Source organism: Micromonospora luteifusca, assembly GCF_016907275.1.
In the GTDB taxonomy this organism is placed as follows: domain Bacteria; phylum Actinomycetota; class Actinomycetes; order Mycobacteriales; family Micromonosporaceae; genus Micromonospora; species Micromonospora luteifusca.
On the sequence record NZ_JAFBBP010000001.1, the window covers coordinates 6,896,989 to 6,913,664 of the forward strand.

The following is a 16,676-nucleotide window of genomic DNA, read 5'->3' on the forward strand; positions in this document are numbered from 1 at the left end:
GCTGGAGAAGCCATGCACAATCCGGGTGACCACCCGCTCACCATGGGTCAGCTCTCGATGTGGCGCGCCCTCTCGGTACGCCCCCCGGAGCAGCTGTGGGAGTCCAACCTGGACCTCACCTGGTCGACTCCGGCCGGGACCACCGAGGAACAGGTTCGGCAGGCGCTCACCGCCCTGGCCGTGCGGCACGAGTCACTGCGCACCGTGTACCGCGCGGCCGATGATCCCGGCGGCGTGCGGCAGGTGGTCCTGCGCGACCCGATCGTGCGGTTCACCGAGGCGTCCGTACGCGACCCGTTCGACCTGACCGCTCAACCGGCATGGCGAGCCTGGGTGCGTACCCCCGACGACGGCGGAACACCGCAGGTCCGTGTCCTGATCCACCACATTGCGGCCGATGGCGCCGCGGTGCGGATCCTGGAGTCCGACTTTCACGCACTGCTGCGCGGTGACCGTCCCGCCGATGCCCCCACTCCGCGCGAGATGGCCGAACGCCAACGCTCCGACGCCTTCCGGGCCAAGCTGGTCGCAGCCGGCGAATACCGTCGACGGATCGTCGCTGCCGCACCAACGGTGCCGGTGTCCCGGGGTCCGATGGTGCGGGCTTGCGCACACACCGGCATTCCGCACGGCGCGGTTCGTGACGCGGCACGGCAGCTGGGGGTCACCCTGCCCACCCTGCTGCTCACGGTGTACGCGCAGACGCTGGCCACGACCACGGACCGGCCAGATCACCTGCTCTGGCAGTTGTCCGCGAACCGGATGGACCCCACGGTGCGGCGTCTGGTGTCCTCCATGACCCAGCTGGTGCCCATGCTGGTCGAGTGCGACCCCGACGGACCGCTGCGCCCGCTGGCCCGTGACATCAACGTCGCGGCGGTGCGAGCCCTGCAGCACGGCGTGTACGACCCGTTCGACGTCGAGCTCACGGACTTCGACCACGGCACCTTCTTCACCTTCATCCCGGCGCCGGCCGACGCCGCTTCCGACCCCGCGCCGTCGACGCCGGAGCCCGGGCGGATCGAGTTCCTCGCTCCCCGCGCGTACAGCGGAGCAAGCTTCTACGTGCTGGCGGAGGTGCACCCGTACGTGCAGCTCACCATGCGGGTGATGCGCAGCGGGTACGGGCGCCCCGAGGTGGAACGCTTCCTGAGCACCATGACCGACCTGCTGCTGCGCGCGGTCAAGGACGCGGCATGACCAGCAGTCTGTGGCGACACCGTGACTTCATGGTGTTGTGGTCGGGCAAGACCCTCAGCGAGGTCGGCGACGCGGTGTCGATGCTGGCCATTCCGCTGCTGGCCGTCACCGTGCTGGACGCCTCCGCCGTGGAGGTCGGTGTCCTCAGCGCCACCCGGATGGTGGCCTACCTGTTTCTCTCCCTGCCCGCCGGGGTGTGGGTGGACCGGATGCGCAAACGCCGGGTGATGGTGGTGTGTCACTTCGTGCGGGCCGGGCTGGTGGCCACCGTCGCCGTCAGCGCGTGGGCCGGCTGGGTCACGATGACGCAACTGTGGATCGTGGCGCTGCTGTCCAGCGTCTGCACCGTGCTGTACGAGACCGCGCACCAGAGTTTCCTGCCGTCGATCGTCAGCAGAGACCAGTTGATCGACGCCAACGGCAAGCTGACGACCACGTACTCGGTCTCGCGGATCGCCGGGTACGGCGTGGGCGGCGCGCTGGTGTCGGCGCTGGGCGCGGCGCGTACCGTGGGCGTCGACGCGCTCGCCTACGTGCTGAACGCCGTGTCCCTCCTGCTGATCCGTGATGCCGAGCAGCGGCCGGCCGTGGCGCGGCGTCGGGACTTCCGCCGCGAGCTGGGCGACGGCCTGTCCTTCGTGTTCCGCCACCCGGTCATGCCCCGACTGGTGGCGGCCGCGGCCTCGTTCAACCTGTTCAGTCAGATGCTCTTCGCGTTGGCGGTCCTGTACCTCGTACGCGACCTGCGCCTGAGCGAAGGCATGGTCGGTGTGGTGATGGGGCTGACCACGCTGGGCGGGATCGTCGGTGGCCTGGCGTCCGCACGGCTGGCGCGCATGGTGGGCACGGCCCGGATCATCTGGATCGCCCCGCTGGCGATCGGCTGGACGGTGCTCCTCGTACCGGCCGCCCAGTCCAGCTGGGGTCCTGCCGCCTACACGGTCGGCATGGCGGGAATGGGAGTGGTGTTCGCCATCTTCAACTCGGCGTCAGTCAGCTACCGACAGATGGTCTGCCCTCCGGAGCTGCTGGGCAGGATGACGGCGTCCGTCCGATTCGTGCTCTTCGGGGTGATGCCGGTGGGCGCCCTGGCGGGCGGGCTGCTCGGCAGTTGGCTGGGGGTGCGACCGACGCTGTGGATCGCGGCCGTCGGCGTGTGGGCGTCCGGCCTGTTGCTCTACTTCTCGCCGCTGCGGCGGTGGCGTGACCTGCCGGACGAGGCCGACGCGCCAGCCGACGGGCAGCCGACGACGAGCTTCCCGGCGCCGCACGGGCGGTCGCCGGTCGACCCGGCCGGCAAGGCCATCGGAGGTGTACGAGGTGCATGAGCAGCCGTTCGGCCAGCGCATTCTCTCCTGGACGGGTGGGCCGGCGAACCCCGACCGGTTCGTCGCACTGGGCGGGCTCCGGCTGCCCGCGGAACCCGACCCGGCCGCCCTGCGGCACACCCTGGACACGATCCTGGCCCGGCACCCCGTGCTGGGTGCGGGGCCGGTCCCGCTGCGCACGGTCGACGACGTGTGGGCGGCGGCCGCCGCGGGCCGCTACCCGCCAGATGCGAAATGCCTGCTCTGGGCGTACCTGGCCGGTCGCGAGCTGCTGCTCGTGGCGCACCACAACGTGTCCGACCCCTGGTCGATGCGACTGCTGCTGCGCGAGGTGCTGAAGCCGGGGACCGGGCCAGCCCCCTCCTACCACGGCAGCACGTCGACCCCGGCGCCCAAGCGGGTCAACCGGTCCGTGCCGTTCTGGCGCGAGATGCTCGCCGACGTACCGGCCCTGGCCGCCGCCCCGGGCTCCGGCGACGACGAGGGCACGGCCGAGATCAGAACGCCGAGCGGCATCACCCAACAGCAGGCGGCCGAGGTCGCCCGGGCCGTGCGCAGCACACCGTTTGTCGTCCTGCTCACCGCGTTCGCGCAGGCCCTCACCCCGCTCAGCCCGGGCGAGGCCGTCATCCCCGTGCTGACGCACGGCCGGCAGCGCTCCGACTGGGACACCGTGGGGCTGTACATGAACGCGCTGCCGGTGCGGCTCCGCACGCTGACGGTGGGCGCGGTGCACCGCGCGTTCGCCGAGGCGTACGCGCACGAGATCCCATTTCCGGTGCTGCTGGACACGGTGCCGCAGGCCGACGCGCTGTTCGCCGACGGTGGGCCGGGCCTGGCCCAGTTCGAGGTGATCCAGGTGCCCGAGGGCGCCGGGATCGAGCCGCTGACGATCCCGCCGGGGCTCGGGCTGGGCGGGCCGTTGCTGCCCGTCAACGGAATGACGTTCTGGCTCGAGCCGGGCGCGGGCGGCGCCTACACCGTCTGCGTGCGCTACCGCCGCTCGTACTCCGAGGCCGACATGCAAGCCCTGGTCCGCCGATTCATCGACAGTTGGGAGGAGATCCGTGCAGACGCGCAGCGAGCTTGAGACGATGTTGACCCGGCTCTGGAGCGAAAAGTTGAACGTCACACCGGTGGGTGTCGACGACGACTTCTTCGCCCTCGGCGGCGATTCGCTGCTCGCCGCCGACCTGCTGATGGATCTCTACGATCAGCTCGGCGTCGAGGTTGACGCTGCGGTTCTGTTCCTCAAGCCGACCATCGCCGAGCTGGTCGACGAGGTGCTGGCCGCATGAGGACCCCGCCGTGTGGGCACGCCCGCCCCCCGGGCAGGGTCGACCTCGCCGACCCCGACCTGCATGGCAGCGGCGACCCACACGCCGCGTGGCGAAGGCTGCGCCGGTGGGATCCCGTCAGCTGGCAACCGGTGCAGGACAGGTCGGGCTTCTGGGCGGTCACCCGCCACACCGACGTCAGAACCGTCCTGGCCGACCATGGCAGGTTCACCTCCACCGGTGGGGTGGTGCTCACCATGCTCGGCCGGCCCGAACCGGCGCAGAACCAGCAGTTCGCGGCGACCGACCCGCCACGGCACGGCCTCATCCGGGGGCCGCTGCAGCAGCACATGACCGCACGTGCGGTGGCACGACACGAGCCGGCCATCCGTTCCTTCGTACGGGAGATGCTCCGGCCCGCCGACGGGCTCCTGGACTTCGCCTCGCTCACCTCCGCCCTGCCGATGGCCTTCCTGGGACCACTGATGGGGATCCCGGCGGCGGACTGGCCCACCCTGGCGCGGTGGGTGTCCATGTCGGTGGCCGAACAGGACCCGGACGTCATGCTGCCGGGCGGGCCGTCCGCGACCCTCGACCGCGGACACCGGGAACTGTTCGCGTACCTGCTCGACCTGGTGATCTCACACCGGAAGCGTCCGCGCGGCGACCTGGTCGACCTGTTGGGGGCCATGCCGCTGCGCGCAGGGGCGATCGTGGCCAACTGCTACAGCCTGCTGCTCGGCGGCAGCGCGGCCTTCCCGCACGTGCCCCGCGCGGTCCTGGCCGAGCTGATTCGCACCGGGCGTTACGAGGACTGGGCCCGGCGGCCCGAGCGGATCGGCCGGGCGGTGGAGGAGGCGCTACGGTTCACCTCACCGGCCGGGCACTTCATGCGACTGGCGACGAGCGACACCACCCTCGGCGGCGTACGCGTCGCGGCCGGCGACGCCGTCGTGGTGTGGCTCGGGTCGGCGAACCGTGACGAGTCCGTTTTCCGCGACCCCGACACCCTCGACCCGGACCGGCACCCGAACCGGCACCTGGCCTTCGGGGAGGGGCGGCACTACTGCCTTGGGGCGGCGGTCGCCAGGCTGACGTTGCGCGTCTTCTTCGAGGAACTCTTCGCCACCTTCACGTCCTTCGAACCGGCTGGCGAGGTCGAGCGGGTACGGTCGATCTGGTTGGGCGGGATCAAGCGGATGCCGGTCCGGGCCGGTCGGCGGTGATCCCCGAGGCGCTGGCCGCCCAGCTGCGCTCGCGCCGGGAGGCGCTGGCTGTGGTGGATCCCGAGCAGTCCCTGACGTACGCCGACCTGGACGGCTTGAGCGGCGCGGTCGCCGCCCACCTCGAGCAGCAGGGGGTGGCCGTCGGAGAACCGGTCATCGTGCACACCCGGCTGTCGCGCTGGGCCATCGTGGCGATGCTCGGCGTACTGAGAGTGGGCGCGCGCTACGTCCCCATCGACGCGGCCTTCCCCGCGACCCGCCGCGAGTTGATGGCCGCCGGCAGCGGCGCGCGCGTCACACTCACCGAGGAGCTGCTGGCGACGTTGCGTCCGGCCCGCTTCGACTGGCGGGACGGGCCGGACGCGTACACGCTGTTCACCAGCGGCTCGACCGGCGTGCCGAAGGCGGTCACGGTGTCTCGGGCGGCCCTGAGCTACTCGACCAGAGCCCGGCTGGAGTACTACGGTCGCCCACCCGAGCGGTTCATGCTGTGCTCGTCCATCTCCTTCGACAGCTCCGTGGCGGGCGTCTACTGGACGCTGTGCACGGGAGGCACCCTGGTCATCCCGAGCGACCGACCGTTCGACGTGCGGGCGATCGTCCGGGCCAGCGCCGCGCACCGGCCCACCCACACGCTGATGGTGCCGTCCCTGTACCGCCTGGTGCTGCGTTCGCCGGTGCCCAGCCTGACAACCGTGATCGTGGCCGGGGAGAGCTGCCCGCCCGGCCTGGTCGACCTGCACCACGAGCGGATGCCCGAGGCGACGCTCTACAACGAGTACGGCCCCACCGAGTGCACCGTCTGGAGCACCGTGCACAAATGCGCGGTGGGCGAGGACCCGGTGCCCATCGGCCGCCCGATCCCCGGCACGGCGGTCTCGATCGACGACGGCGAGCTGTGCATCTCCTCGCCCGGCGTGGTGTCCGGTGCGCCGATGTACCGCACCGGCGACCGGGTCAGCATGGGCGCCGACGGTCTGCTGCGGTACCACGGACGCGTCGACGAGCAGCTTAAAATTGGCGGGATGCGTATCGAGCCGGCCGAGATCGAGCACGCGCTGATGGCCCACCCGGCGGTGCTCCTTGCCGGCGTGGCCGTCCCCTACCGGGGTGTCGCGTACGTCGTCTGTGGCGAGCCGGTGGAGCAGAAGGCTCTGCGCGCACACCTGCTCGACCGGCTGCCCGCCGTGGCCGTGCCCACCGTGTTCGAGCGGGTGGAGTCCCTGTCCACTCTGCCCAACGGCAAACTCGACCGGCGTGCCCTGAGCCGGTCCGACCACACTCGACATGACGGTTGAGCCGCGCGCGTGCACGGCGCGTTTCCCCGTGACCGCCGCCTACGCGGGCACCGCCCGGATCGACGAGCTGCGTGCCACCGAGTACCGGCACCTCGACCGCGATGGCCGCGTCTACCTCGACTACACCGGTGCCGGGGTGGCCGCACAGGCACAGGTCATCGCCCATCACGACCGGTTGCTCGCGGGCCTGTACAGCAACCCGCACTCGGAGAACCCCACCTCGGAGGCGAGCGGCGGGCTGGTCGAGTCGGCCCGGCGGGCGGTGCTCGACTTCTTCCGCGCCGACCCAGGCGAGTACGCGGTCATCTTCACGCCCAACGCCAGTGGCGCATGCCGGCTGGTGGGCGAGGCGTACGGCTTCGGGCGGGGCCGCCCGCTCGTGCTGACGTGGGACAACCACAACTCCGTCAACGGCATCCGGGAGTACGCCCGCGCGGCCCGCTCGCCGGTCCGCTACGTGCCGCCAGCCGGGCCCGACCTGCGGGTGGCCGAAGCCGATGTGCTCGCCGCGCTGGCCGGGGGTAGAGGCGGGCTTGTCGGCCGTCCCTGGTCGCGCGGGTCGGGCCCCGCGGGGCTCTTCGCGTACCCGGCGCAGAGCAACTTCACCGGCGTGCAGCATCCGCTCGGATGGGTGGACCTGGCCCAGCAGCACGGGTACGACGTGCTGCTCGACGCCGCGGCCTTCGCCCCGACGAACCGGCTGGACCTGAGCGTCGTACGGCCGGATTTCGTCTGCCTGAGCTGGTACAAGCTCTTTGGCTACCCCACCGGTGTCGGGGCGCTGCTCGCCCGACGTGACGCGCTGACCCGGCTGCGCCGCCCCTGGTTCGCGGGTGGCACCATCCGGGCGGTCAGTGTGCAGGGTGACTGGCATCAGCCGATGGGGGACGAGACGGGGTTCGAGGACGGCACGCTCAACTTCCTCAGCATCCCCGACGTGGAGTTCGGGCTGCGCTGGCTCGACTCGATCGGCGTGGACCTCGTGCACACCCGGGTCGGCCTGCTCACCGGCTGGCTGCTGCAGCGGCTGACCGCGTTGCGGCACCGCAACGGCCAGCCGCTGGTCCGGGTCTATGGGCCGTCGACGGGCGACGCCCGGGGTGGCACCCTGGCCTTCAACTTCCGCTACCCCGACGGCACGCTCGTCGACGAGCGGCTCGTCGCGTTCGAATCCTCGGCTGCCGGGTTCGCCCTGCGGACGGGTTGCTTCTGCAATCCGGGCTCGGCCGAGGCCGCCTTCGGGATCAACCGCGGGCTGCTGCGCCGTACGAACCTCGCGCACGTCGAGACGATCGACCAGCATCTCGCCGCGCTGGGGCTGCCCACCGGCGGCGCGGTACGCGTCTCCTTCGGTCTGGCCTCCACCGCGGCGGACGCGGAACGCTTCCTGGCCTTCAGCGAGTCGACCTACCTGGACCGTGCCGGTCCCGCCGACGTCCGGCTGGCACCACGGATCCGTTGCTGAAATGCGCCCCGGCCGCTGCCGCCCACGACCGAGGTGCGAGTCAGTCGACTGCGGCCCGCCACACCCAGGATGTGCGCCTCGCCCGGCCGGGCAGCTCGACCCGGCCGGTCATCCAGAGCAGCACGTCGGGTGCGGGGCCGTCCGGGGCGTCCGGAAAGAGCCGGCGCAGCACCACCGTGCTCAACCGCTGCGGCGGCTGCCACGGCACGCCGAGGCCGACGGTGATGTCGTACGTGTGCAGCAGGGTCTCCGCCACGCCCATCGCGGCGAAGCCCTCCGGGTCGCAGGGGCCGAAGTGCCAGGCCCGCGCGTCCGACCCGGTGCCATCGACTGCCACGGCGAGCAGCCCGGCGCAGGCGCGCACCACGGCGAGCACCTGCGTCGGGCTCGCGGTGGGGGAGACCCGCAGGTCGTACGGCAGGTAACCGTCCTGCGGGAGGCCGGTGACCTGGCCGGCGTACCCGAGCAGGTCGTGCGCGACGTGCGCCGCGGTGGTCCAGCAGCTCCAGGTCAGAGTGCCGGCCGGCACCGACCAGTCGCGCTCCTGGTGCAGGAGCAGGACCTGGGTCATCTCGTCGGCCGCCTGGAGCAGGTCGGCGCCGGTCACCGCTGACATCCGTCGACCCTCGCAGTGCGGACCCGGGTGGCGCAATCGGAATCGTCAGCCGGCCGCCGAGGGATGCGAGTCGAGGCGGGCCGTCGAACCCGCCGCCAGAGCCTGGTCGACGTGCTCGACGCCCGCGCGGACAAGGTCGCCGTACTGGTCGGCCGGCAACTGCTCGACGAGGCTCCGAGCCGTCGCCAGATGTGCCCGGGCCATGGCCGTGTTGCTGAGCCGGCGGTGCACGTCGGCCAGGTTCAGGTGCAGCGACGGCAGGAAGCCCTGCACCTGGAGGGCGTGATGGTATTGCCGGGCGCGGTCGTCGGTGAGGTCGGTGACGGCGGCCAGGGCGCGTTCGTCCCACCTCAGTTCGGCCTCGGCGGTGTCCTGCAGGTCGGCGAGGTAGTGGGCGAGGGTGCAGCGGTGCAGCGCGTCACCGGTGGGGCCGATCTCGTCCCACAGTGCGGTGAGCAGCTCGCGGGCCTGGCCCGGCGTACCGGAGTGGCCGAGCTGCACCGCTTCGATGATGCGCGTCATGGTCGGGTCGGGTGTCGGCTGGTCGTCCATGTCGCCGATGCTCGGGCCTCGACCGGGTCGAGGGTCAAATCACCGGCGGGGCCGACCTCACCGGGGACGAGGCAGAGCTGCGCCGACTCCTCGACGCCGTCAACCCCGATCCGCGGTGAGGTCGGGCCCTTACGCTGCCGCCCAGCCGTCAGGCCTGGGCGACGATGACCTCGAGCACCGAGCGGACGGACGTCGGACGGTGCCCGATGAGGGTCTCCAGCGTCGGGTCGGTGACGGCGAACTCTCCCCGGCGGGCCGCGCGGTACATGCCGAGGGTGAAGTCGGCTGCTGCCGCGGGCATGCCACCCGCGATGGCGGTTGCCCTCCACTGGTCGTCATCCGCGACGACGCGCCTGATGGTGCGGCCCGTGATGTCGGTGAGGACGCCGGCGACCGCTTCGAGGTCGAGCATCTCCGGCGCGGTCAGGGCAGGCGTGATCCCGTCGAGTGCGCCATCCTCGGCGAGGGCGATGGCCGCGGCCTCGGCAAGGTCGGCGTGCGCGGTCCAGGAGACCGGACCGTCCGCCGGCGCCACGAGCTGTCCGGTTTCGAGTGCCGCGCTGATGGCGAAGCTGAGCGTGCTCGCGTAGAAGCCGTTGCGCAGGGCGGTGAAGGGGACATCCAGCCTCGCCAGGTACTCCTCGGTCGCGGCGTGAGTGAGCTGAGGGCTGAACAGTGATTCCCTGGAGGCGGCTTGGTGGCTGGTGTACAGGATGCGTTTGGCTCCAGCGGCGTGAGCGGCGTCGATGGCGGCGCGGTTCGCCACGACCGCCTCCCCGCCGCGGATGGCGGCGGACACGATGAGGACCTGGTGGGCGCCCTCGAAGGCGTGTTCCAGGGTGGCCGGGTCGGTGAAGTCTCCGGCGCGGACCCGTACGCCGCGCTCGGCGAAGCTCGCGGCCTTGGCCACGTCGCGCACGCTGACGCCCACGGTGTCGGCGGGAACCCGTTCGAGCAGCCGATCGACGATCTGAGATCCGAGCTGACCGGTGGCACCGGTGATGACGAGCATGGTGAACACTCCTGTGCTATCGGCGTTATCGGCTCGACGTTAGCACTGATAATCCGAAGGTAACAAGGTGCTGTTAGCATTGATTCATGGCTGCGGCGCAGGACACGACATCCCGAGACGACGTCCGATCCGGCATCGTCGCGGCAGCGAGCCAGCTGCTGCGGGACGAGGGCGCGACCGCGGTGACGACGCGAGCGGTCGCCCAGGCGGCAGGCGTGCAGGCGCCCACCATCTACCGCTTGTTCGGCGACAAGGACGGCCTGATCGACGCCGTCGCGGAACACGTCATGGCCACCTACGTCTCCGCCAAAGCGGCTGCGGTCGCCGAGGGTGATCCCGTAGCGGACCTGCGCTCCGGATGGCGCGTGCACGTCGAGTTCGGATTGGCCAACCCTGAGCTGTACGCACTCCTGGGCGCTCGGGGGCGCGGCGGGCCGTCGCCGGCGACGGCCGCGGGCATCGAGGTGCTGCGCACCCGCGTACGGCGACTGGCCGCCGCCGGCCTGCTCCGTGTCGATGAGCAGCGCGCACTCATGATGATCCACGCCGCGGGCAACGGCACCATTCTTGCCCTGCTGGCGACGTCCGAGGAGAAGCGCGACGCTGGTCTGAGTGACGCCATGCTCGATGCCGTCCTCAGCAGCATCCTCGTGACCGCGCCGGCGACACCCGACACGACCATGAGCGCGGTCGCGGTCACCTTCGCCACGGTGGTGCCCGACCTTCCGGGGCTCAGCGATGCCGAACGCGCGCTCATGACGGAGTGGCTCAACCGATCGCTGACCGCACCGCACACTCCCTGACCGCGACAGGGCACTTCGACCCTGCCGGTGGTGTGGTCAGGGGTTGTTCAGGTAGGCCAGGACGGCAAGCACGCGGCGATTGTTGTTGTCGTCGTCGGTGATGCCGAGTTTGCCGAACAGGGAGGTGGTGTACTTGCTGATGGCGCTGTCGCTGAGGAAGAGCCGTTGGCCGATGGCATGGTTGGACAGCCCTTCGGCCATGAGGCCGAGCACGGAGCGTTCGCGCTCGGTGAGCCGTTCGAGACGTCGGTTCGAGGACCCGCTGGACAGCAGTTTGGCGATGACGGCCGGGTCCATGGCGGTGCCGCCGGCCGCGACGCGTTCCAGGGCGTCGATGAACTGGTCGGCGTCGAACACGCTGTCTTTCAGGAAATAGCCGATGCCGCCGGAGCCGTCGGCCAGAAGTTCACGGGCGTACAGCTGCTCGACGTACTGGGACAGGATCAGGACGGGCAGTCCGGGCAGTTCGCGGCGGGCCGCGAGAGCCGCCCGCAGGCCCTCGTCCGACTGGGTCGGTGGCATGCGGACGTCGACGACCGCGACATCCGGCCGATGCCTCAGCAGCGCCTGGAGTGTCTCGGCTCCGGTGGTTGCCGTCGCCACCACCTCGTGCCCGTACGCCTCGAGGAGGCGGACCATGCCGTCGCGCAGGAGGTAGAGGTCCTCGGCTACAACGATTCGCATGGCACCATCATCCTCACGCGGGTCGGGCCACCTGCCGGGCTGGTGATCTCCACGGTGCCGTCGAAGGCCGTGAGGCGACGGCGTAGCCCCGCAAGACCACCGTCGGCACGCTCACCGGCGCCGCCGCGACCGTCGTCTTCGACGTCGACGACGATGGTGGTGGTGGTGGTGGTGTCCCGGGCGATGGAGATCCGTGCCCGGGTCGCCTGGGCGTGCTTGACCGCGTTGGTCAGCAGTTCGGCGACTCCGAAGTAGAGTGCGGACTCGATCGGCGGGTCCAGGCGCAGCCGAAGGTCGGCGCTGACATCCGTTTCGAGCGGGCTGTCCAGGGCGAGAGCGCGAACCGCGTCAACGAGCCCCCGGTCGTTCAGCACCGGCGGGTTGATGCCCCGGACCAGGTCGCGGAGCTCGGTCAGCGACGCGGTGGCACCGGCCCGCGCCTCCCTCATCAGTGCCTTGGCCTGGGCAGGGTTGGTTTCCATCAGCTTCTCGGCGGTCGCCAGGGAGAGCCCGAGGGAGACCAGACGGGCCTGCGCCCCGTCGTGCAGGTCCCGCTCGATCCGGCGGATCTCGGCGGCCTGGGCGACCGTGGCGTCGGCACGCTGGGCGGTCAGCTCGTCCACCCGATCCGCCAGCGCCATCGCGGGCGTCGGGCGCAGGAAGCGGACGGCCACCGGTTCGACGAACCGCCAGGCGTACGGGGCGGTGGTGAAGGCCACGACCAGGCCGACCGCCCCGACCAGGCGCGCGAAGGGCGCCGGTTGGCTGAGCCCGAGCACCGCCGCTGCTGCCCCCACCGGTGGCAGGGACGCGACCACGCCCGCGGTGAGTGGCGCGACCGCCGTGAACCGCAGGTCACGCCAGTTGGCGGGGTCTATCCACCGAACCCGCCACCTCTGATCCAGGAGGGCGTCGCGGCTGGTGCGCTCGTAGCTGAAGCCGTTCCACCAGTAACCGGTGGACAATTGCGTCACCGGCGGTGCCTGCCGGTATCCGGCGGGGATGACGCTGGTCGTCCACCTGGCGACGAGGAAGCGGACCATCCGGCAGACCGGGCGGGACAGGGCGAGCGTGCCCACGCACACCAGCACGAACGGCGCGACCCACGACCACGGGTTGCCCGCCCCCCACCAGATCCCCAGCGCCACGGCGGCGGCCCATACGGCCGGCACCAGAAGACTGACGACCGTCACGACGCACGCCCGTACGAACCCCACGCCGACGCGCGCCAGCCACGAACCCAGCTGCCTCATGTTTCTACCTTCGCTCTCCGTTCGGTGCTCTCACTGTGCACCGCGCGGAGCCCGTTTCCGCCCTGGCCGGCCGGGGAGTGGGTCTGTCCCCACCCAGCTGTGGGTCCAGACGGATACCGGGTCGGCCGAGCGCTTCGTAGCGTCGGTGACCATGCAGACCAACACGAATACCGTGCCCGCAGTCGCCTACCTCGACCGGCCCGAAACCCGAAGAGCAATTCGCACGGTGACGAGCAGCATCACGGTCTACGCCACGCTGAGCACCGCCGCCCTTCTGGCCGTCATCGCGGTGTCGAGCAGCGGTCATCTGGTGAACACCTTCATGTGGGTCCGAGCGGTTCTCCTGCCGGTAGCCGCTCCGCTGATCTACCAGATTGCCGTCTCCGCTTCCCGCGGGTCCCGGCGGGCCTTCGAGCGAGTGGCCGCCCTCACCGTCATCATGCCGATCGCGATCATCGGCGTCGACGGGATCCCGGGCATCTGCCCGCCGTGGTACGCCGTTCTGCAGGTTGTCTGCATGCTGCCCATCATCCGAATCGCGTTCATCACCCGCGGCCCCGCACTGCGCGCCGCGTTCCCCAAGCAGGGCCGGGCAGAGCTGCGCTGACACGAGATCCGGCCCCCAGGGTGCGGTCGAGTTCCGCCCGCTGGCATGGCCGTGTTCGCCATACCAGCGGGCGGTGGATGTCCGACGAGAATGCCGGTCACGCTCAAATCCTGGCCGACAGCGCCGCAGATCAGCTGGCGGGCTTGCCGAACCAGCGGGAGAGGTGGTCGTTCAGGTCCTGCTGATCGTCGCCGATCCAGGCGACGTGGCCGTCGGGGCGTAGCAGGACGCACGGAACATCGAGTGCCGCTGTGGGATCGGCGAGGTGATCGACCCGGTCTGACCAGCCGCCGACGGTCAGGCGTTCGGTGCGGTCCAGCAGCAGGCCGCGGCCGCGATGCAGCAGATCGTAGAGGCGGCCCTGTTTGACGTCGATGTCACGCAGGCGGCGACCGAGCAGGTCGGGGCCCGCGCCGAAGTCGTAGCGGATGCCGATCGCGGTGATCTTCTCGATCAGATAGCGGTTCACCTCGTCGAAGTCCATCAGTTCGGTGAGCAGCCTACGCACGGCCTCCGGGCCTGGCCCGGTGGACAGCAACTCCGTCTGGGCGCGGGTGTTGTCCAGCACGTCCTCGGCGACCGGGCGACGTTCGGCCTGGTAGGTGTCCAGGAGTGGTTCCGGCGCCCAACCGCGGATCTGTGCGGCCAGTTTCCAGCCGAGGTTGAACGCGTCCTGAACGCCCAGGTTGAGGCCCTGTCCGCCGATGGGTGGATGGATGTGTGCCGCATCTCCGGCCAGTAGCACCCGTCCGACCCGATACCGTTCGGCCAGCCGGGTGGCATCCCCGAAGCGGGACATCCAGCGAGGGGAGTGCACGCCGAAATCGGTTCCGGCGACGGTGCGCAACTGTTGTTTGAAATCGTCGAGGGTGGGCGGTTGGGCGCGGTCGCTGACTCCCGCGGCGGGGACCACGACGCTGTAGACCCCAACGCCTGCGGGTCGGAGCCAGAATCGGTGGTGGGTCTCGCGGATTTCGGTCACCTTGGCGGCGACCTCCTCCTGGGGCACGCCCACTTCCATCTCGCCCATCAGCGTCTCGGCCCGCGTGGGCTCGCCGGGGAAGCCGACGCCGAGCAGTTTGCGCACCGTGCTGCGCCCGCCGTCACAGCCGACGAGATAACGCGAACGCAGCTGTTCCCCGTCGGCCAGCTCGACGGTCACACCGTCGTCGTCCTGCGCGAGCCCGGCCACCGCACACCCGCGCCGAACCTGCGCACCCAGTTCGATCGCACGTTCTTCGAGGAGGTGAACGATGACCGGCTGCGGGATGCCCAGCAGATAGGCGTGCCCGGAATCCAGGCTCTTGGGCACGGGTTTGTTGATGGCGGCGAAGAAGCCGCCGGCCGGACGCTGCCGTCCGCGTTCGAGGATGCGCTCCAGGAGCCCGCGCATTGCCATCAGCTCGAGACTGCGAATGTGCAGGCCGACTATGCGGACGAACGACGTGGGCTCGGTTTCCTTCTCCAGGACGAGTACCCGCACGTCGTGCAGCCGCAGTTCGGCGGCCAGCATCGCGCCGGTCGGCCCGCAGCCGGCGATGATGACGTCGAACATGAGGGGCGGGCGATCGGTGCCGGAGGCCGGCGACGGCTCGGCGGTGAACTGCTCAGAGTGCATCGGTGCTGCCTTTCGGGAGTGCCTTGTTGGCGAGGCGCTCCCGGCGACACCTACGTCGATCGCCCGACCGTGACAGCGAGGGGGAGCACCCACATCGATACGTTCATGGGTCTCACCTCCTCGGGCGGTGTCAGGGCCAACTGGAAGCTACAAGCCCGCGCATCATCTCGTCCAACCCTTTTCTGTACGTCGGCGAGCCGCCCCCGCCCGGCCAACCGCAGAGCTCGCTCGTCGCCTCCCGAGCCTGAGTGCGGTTTGCTTTCAAGCGCACTCGAAGCTTTAGCGTCGGGGCCATGACCACGACGAACGGGACGAAGACATGGATCGTCACGGGCGCGAGTTCGGGCCTCGGCCTGGCGCTCGCCGAGGCGGCACTCGCGGCCGGCGAGCATGTGATCGGGACGGCGCGACGGGCCGACCGGTTCAACGGGCTCAAGGCACGGTACGGGGATCAGCTCCTCGCCATCGAGCACGATGTGCGCGACACGGCGGGAGCGGCCGTGGTCGTGCAGCGGGCGCTGGAGGTCTTCGGGCGCGTCGACGTGCTCGTCAACAATGCCGGCGCCGGACAGGTCGGCGCCGCCGAAGAGATCACCGATGCCGCGCTACGGGCCATGCTCGAGCAGCACCTGTTCGGCCCGGCCGCCTATGTGCGTGCCGTGCTGCCCCACCTGCGGGGGCGTCGCTCGGGTGCGATCGTGCAGATGAGCAGTCAGGGCGGGCGGATGTCGTTTCCCGCCGTCGGCAGCTACTCAGCCGGCAAGTTCGCGCTTGAGGGCTGGTCGGAGGCACTCGCGGGCGAGGTCGCACCGTTCGGCATCTGCGTCCTCATCGTCGAGCCCAGTCGCTTCCGCACCGCGTTCAACGCCGCCGACGTGCTCAACACAGCGCAGCAGAGTTCGATCTACGACGAGGCCACCAGTGCCGTGCGCGCGAACATGGCCGAGGCCGACGGCATCCAGGAGGGCGACCCGGCACGCGCCGCCCGGGTGATCCGCGACATGCTCGACACCCCCGACGCGCCGCTGCGGCTCCCGCTCGGTGCCGAGGCCGTTCGCAATCTCACCCGCGTCTACCGTGGTGCGCTCGACGACGTCGAGAAATGGGCGTCTGTGAGCGAGTCGGCAGACTTCCCAGGCATGCCGCCCGCCGTGCGCGCGTTCTGACCGCCGTACGCTGTGGGCCATGGCCACTGAAGCGCTGATCGAACGCATCCTCGCGGCCAGCGACGGGCCATCCTCGTCGGCGATCGATGCGCTGCACGAGCTGCTCGACGACGCCACGATCGACGCCTCGGCAACGCCCAAGAGTGTTGCCGAGGCAGCCCGGCTTGTCGGCCTGTCGACGCACACCCTCCGGTACTACGAGCAGGAGGGACTCGTTCGGCCCGCTCGCAACGCCTCCGGGTACCGCGAGTACTCCGCGTTCGACCTGCGCCGCCTCGTCTTCCTCACCCGGATGCGCCTGTCCGGCATGACCATGACCGACCTCAAGCGCTACATCCTGCTCGTCGAGCAGGGCCCGAACACCATCCCGGAACGCCGCCGCATCATGCTCGACCAGCAAGACCGAATCACGCGGCAGATACGTGAGCTCGGCCTGGCGTTGGAGACCACCGAGTACAAAATCCGCGTCTACGACGGACACCCGGAAGGCTGACGCCCGCCCGCCGTCCAAGAGGTTGATGTGCGCGTTTGTTCAGCAGCTCGATCTCGGGCCGTTCCGCGTCCCCGCCCC

General features: G+C 70.6%; 17 protein-coding genes. 11 read left to right on the forward strand and 6 right to left on the reverse strand.

Annotated elements, in window-relative coordinates:
- Positions 1 to 12 precede the first annotated feature (12 nt).
- Genes JOD64_RS31300 through JOD64_RS31330 form a run of 7 tightly spaced genes read left to right on the forward strand, consistent with a single transcriptional unit; the run spans position 13 to position 7,794 of the window.
- Positions 13 to 1,200 carry a condensation domain-containing protein gene (locus JOD64_RS31300; RefSeq protein ID WP_204945573.1) on the forward strand — a complete coding sequence of 396 codons (1,188 nt, stop codon included), beginning with the start codon at positions 13 to 15 and terminating at the stop codon, positions 1,198 to 1,200.
- Positions 1,197 to 2,528: an MFS transporter gene (locus JOD64_RS31305; protein WP_204945574.1), complete on the forward strand. Its 1,332-nt coding sequence runs from the start codon at positions 1,197 to 1,199 to the stop codon at positions 2,526 to 2,528. Before JOD64_RS31300 ends, JOD64_RS31305 begins: the two co-directional genes overlap by 4 nt.
- Positions 2,521 to 3,618: a condensation domain-containing protein gene (locus JOD64_RS31310; RefSeq protein ID WP_204945575.1), complete on the forward strand. Its 1,098-nt coding sequence runs from the start codon at positions 2,521 to 2,523 to the stop codon at positions 3,616 to 3,618. The genes JOD64_RS31305 and JOD64_RS31310 overlap by 8 nt, the downstream gene beginning before the upstream one ends.
- Positions 3,596 to 3,826 (forward strand): phosphopantetheine-binding protein, encoded by a 231-nt coding sequence (locus tag JOD64_RS31315; RefSeq protein ID WP_110568593.1) that lies wholly within the window; start codon positions 3,596 to 3,598, stop codon positions 3,824 to 3,826. The genes JOD64_RS31310 and JOD64_RS31315 overlap by 23 nt, the downstream gene beginning before the upstream one ends.
- Positions 3,823 to 5,031 carry a cytochrome P450 gene (locus JOD64_RS31320; protein WP_204945576.1) on the forward strand — a complete coding sequence of 403 codons (1,209 nt, stop codon included), beginning with the start codon at positions 3,823 to 3,825 and terminating at the stop codon, positions 5,029 to 5,031. The genes JOD64_RS31315 and JOD64_RS31320 overlap by 4 nt, the downstream gene beginning before the upstream one ends.
- On the forward strand, positions 5,028 to 6,329 hold the full coding sequence (locus tag JOD64_RS31325) for an amino acid adenylation domain-containing protein (RefSeq protein ID WP_204945577.1): 1,302 nt from the start codon (positions 5,028 to 5,030) through the stop codon (positions 6,327 to 6,329). Before JOD64_RS31320 ends, JOD64_RS31325 begins: the two co-directional genes overlap by 4 nt.
- Positions 6,319 to 7,794, forward strand: coding sequence for an aminotransferase class V-fold PLP-dependent enzyme (locus tag JOD64_RS31330; RefSeq protein ID WP_204945578.1), 1,476 nt, complete (start codon positions 6,319 to 6,321; stop codon positions 7,792 to 7,794). The genes JOD64_RS31325 and JOD64_RS31330 overlap by 11 nt, the downstream gene beginning before the upstream one ends.
- Before the next feature lie 40 nt (positions 7,795 to 7,834).
- Here the strand turns inward: JOD64_RS31330 and JOD64_RS31335 are convergent, their stop codons facing one another.
- The 3 genes from JOD64_RS31335 to JOD64_RS31345 form a co-directional block, all read right to left on the reverse strand.
- The gene (locus JOD64_RS31335) at positions 7,835 to 8,410 is read right to left on the reverse strand and encodes a maleylpyruvate isomerase N-terminal domain-containing protein (protein ID WP_204945579.1); all 576 of its coding nucleotides are present in this window, start codon (positions 8,408 to 8,410) and stop codon (positions 7,835 to 7,837) included.
- 45 nt (positions 8,411 to 8,455) lie between these two features.
- Positions 8,456 to 8,962, reverse strand: coding sequence for a hypothetical protein (locus JOD64_RS31340; RefSeq protein ID WP_204945580.1), 507 nt, complete (start codon positions 8,960 to 8,962; stop codon positions 8,456 to 8,458).
- A 148-nt stretch (positions 8,963 to 9,110) separates the two neighbouring features.
- Positions 9,111 to 9,974, reverse strand: a complete 864-nt coding sequence (locus JOD64_RS31345; protein ID WP_204945581.1) for an NmrA family NAD(P)-binding protein — start codon at positions 9,972 to 9,974, stop codon at positions 9,111 to 9,113.
- An 86-nt stretch (positions 9,975 to 10,060) separates the two neighbouring features.
- Between JOD64_RS31345 and JOD64_RS31350 the strand changes: the two genes are divergently transcribed.
- Positions 10,061 to 10,777 (forward strand): TetR/AcrR family transcriptional regulator, encoded by a 717-nt coding sequence (locus tag JOD64_RS31350; protein WP_204945582.1) that lies wholly within the window; start codon positions 10,061 to 10,063, stop codon positions 10,775 to 10,777.
- Positions 10,778 to 10,813: 36 nt separating this feature from the next.
- Here the strand turns inward: JOD64_RS31350 and JOD64_RS31355 are convergent, their stop codons facing one another.
- Positions 10,814 to 11,461 carry a response regulator transcription factor gene (locus JOD64_RS31355; RefSeq protein ID WP_204945583.1) on the reverse strand — a complete coding sequence of 216 codons (648 nt, stop codon included), beginning with the start codon at positions 11,459 to 11,461 and terminating at the stop codon, positions 10,814 to 10,816.
- Positions 11,446 to 12,714 carry a sensor histidine kinase gene (locus tag JOD64_RS31360; protein ID WP_204945584.1) on the reverse strand — a complete coding sequence of 423 codons (1,269 nt, stop codon included), beginning with the start codon at positions 12,712 to 12,714 and terminating at the stop codon, positions 11,446 to 11,448. The genes JOD64_RS31355 and JOD64_RS31360 overlap by 16 nt, the downstream gene beginning before the upstream one ends.
- Positions 12,715 to 12,865: 151 nt before the next feature.
- On the opposite strand from JOD64_RS31360, the gene JOD64_RS31365 reads away from it, so the two are divergent.
- Entirely contained in the window at positions 12,866 to 13,321 is a 456-nt protein-coding gene (locus JOD64_RS31365; RefSeq protein ID WP_204945585.1) for a hypothetical protein, read from the forward strand.
- A 130-nt stretch (positions 13,322 to 13,451) separates the two neighbouring features.
- Here the strand turns inward: JOD64_RS31365 and rox are convergent, their stop codons facing one another.
- Positions 13,452 to 14,876, reverse strand: a complete 1,425-nt coding sequence (gene rox, locus JOD64_RS31370) for a rifampin monooxygenase (RefSeq protein ID WP_204946346.1) — start codon at positions 14,874 to 14,876, stop codon at positions 13,452 to 13,454.
- Between the two features lie 356 nt (positions 14,877 to 15,232).
- Between rox and JOD64_RS31375 the strand changes: the two genes are divergently transcribed.
- A complete protein-coding gene (locus tag JOD64_RS31375) occupies positions 15,233 to 16,105 on the forward strand; it encodes an SDR family NAD(P)-dependent oxidoreductase (RefSeq protein WP_204945586.1) in 873 nt (290 codons plus the stop codon).
- Positions 16,106 to 16,124: 19 nt separating this feature from the next.
- The gene (locus tag JOD64_RS31380; protein WP_204945587.1) at positions 16,125 to 16,598 is read left to right on the forward strand and encodes a MerR family transcriptional regulator; all 474 of its coding nucleotides are present in this window, start codon (positions 16,125 to 16,127) and stop codon (positions 16,596 to 16,598) included.
- The last annotated feature ends 78 nt before the right edge of the window (positions 16,599 to 16,676 follow it).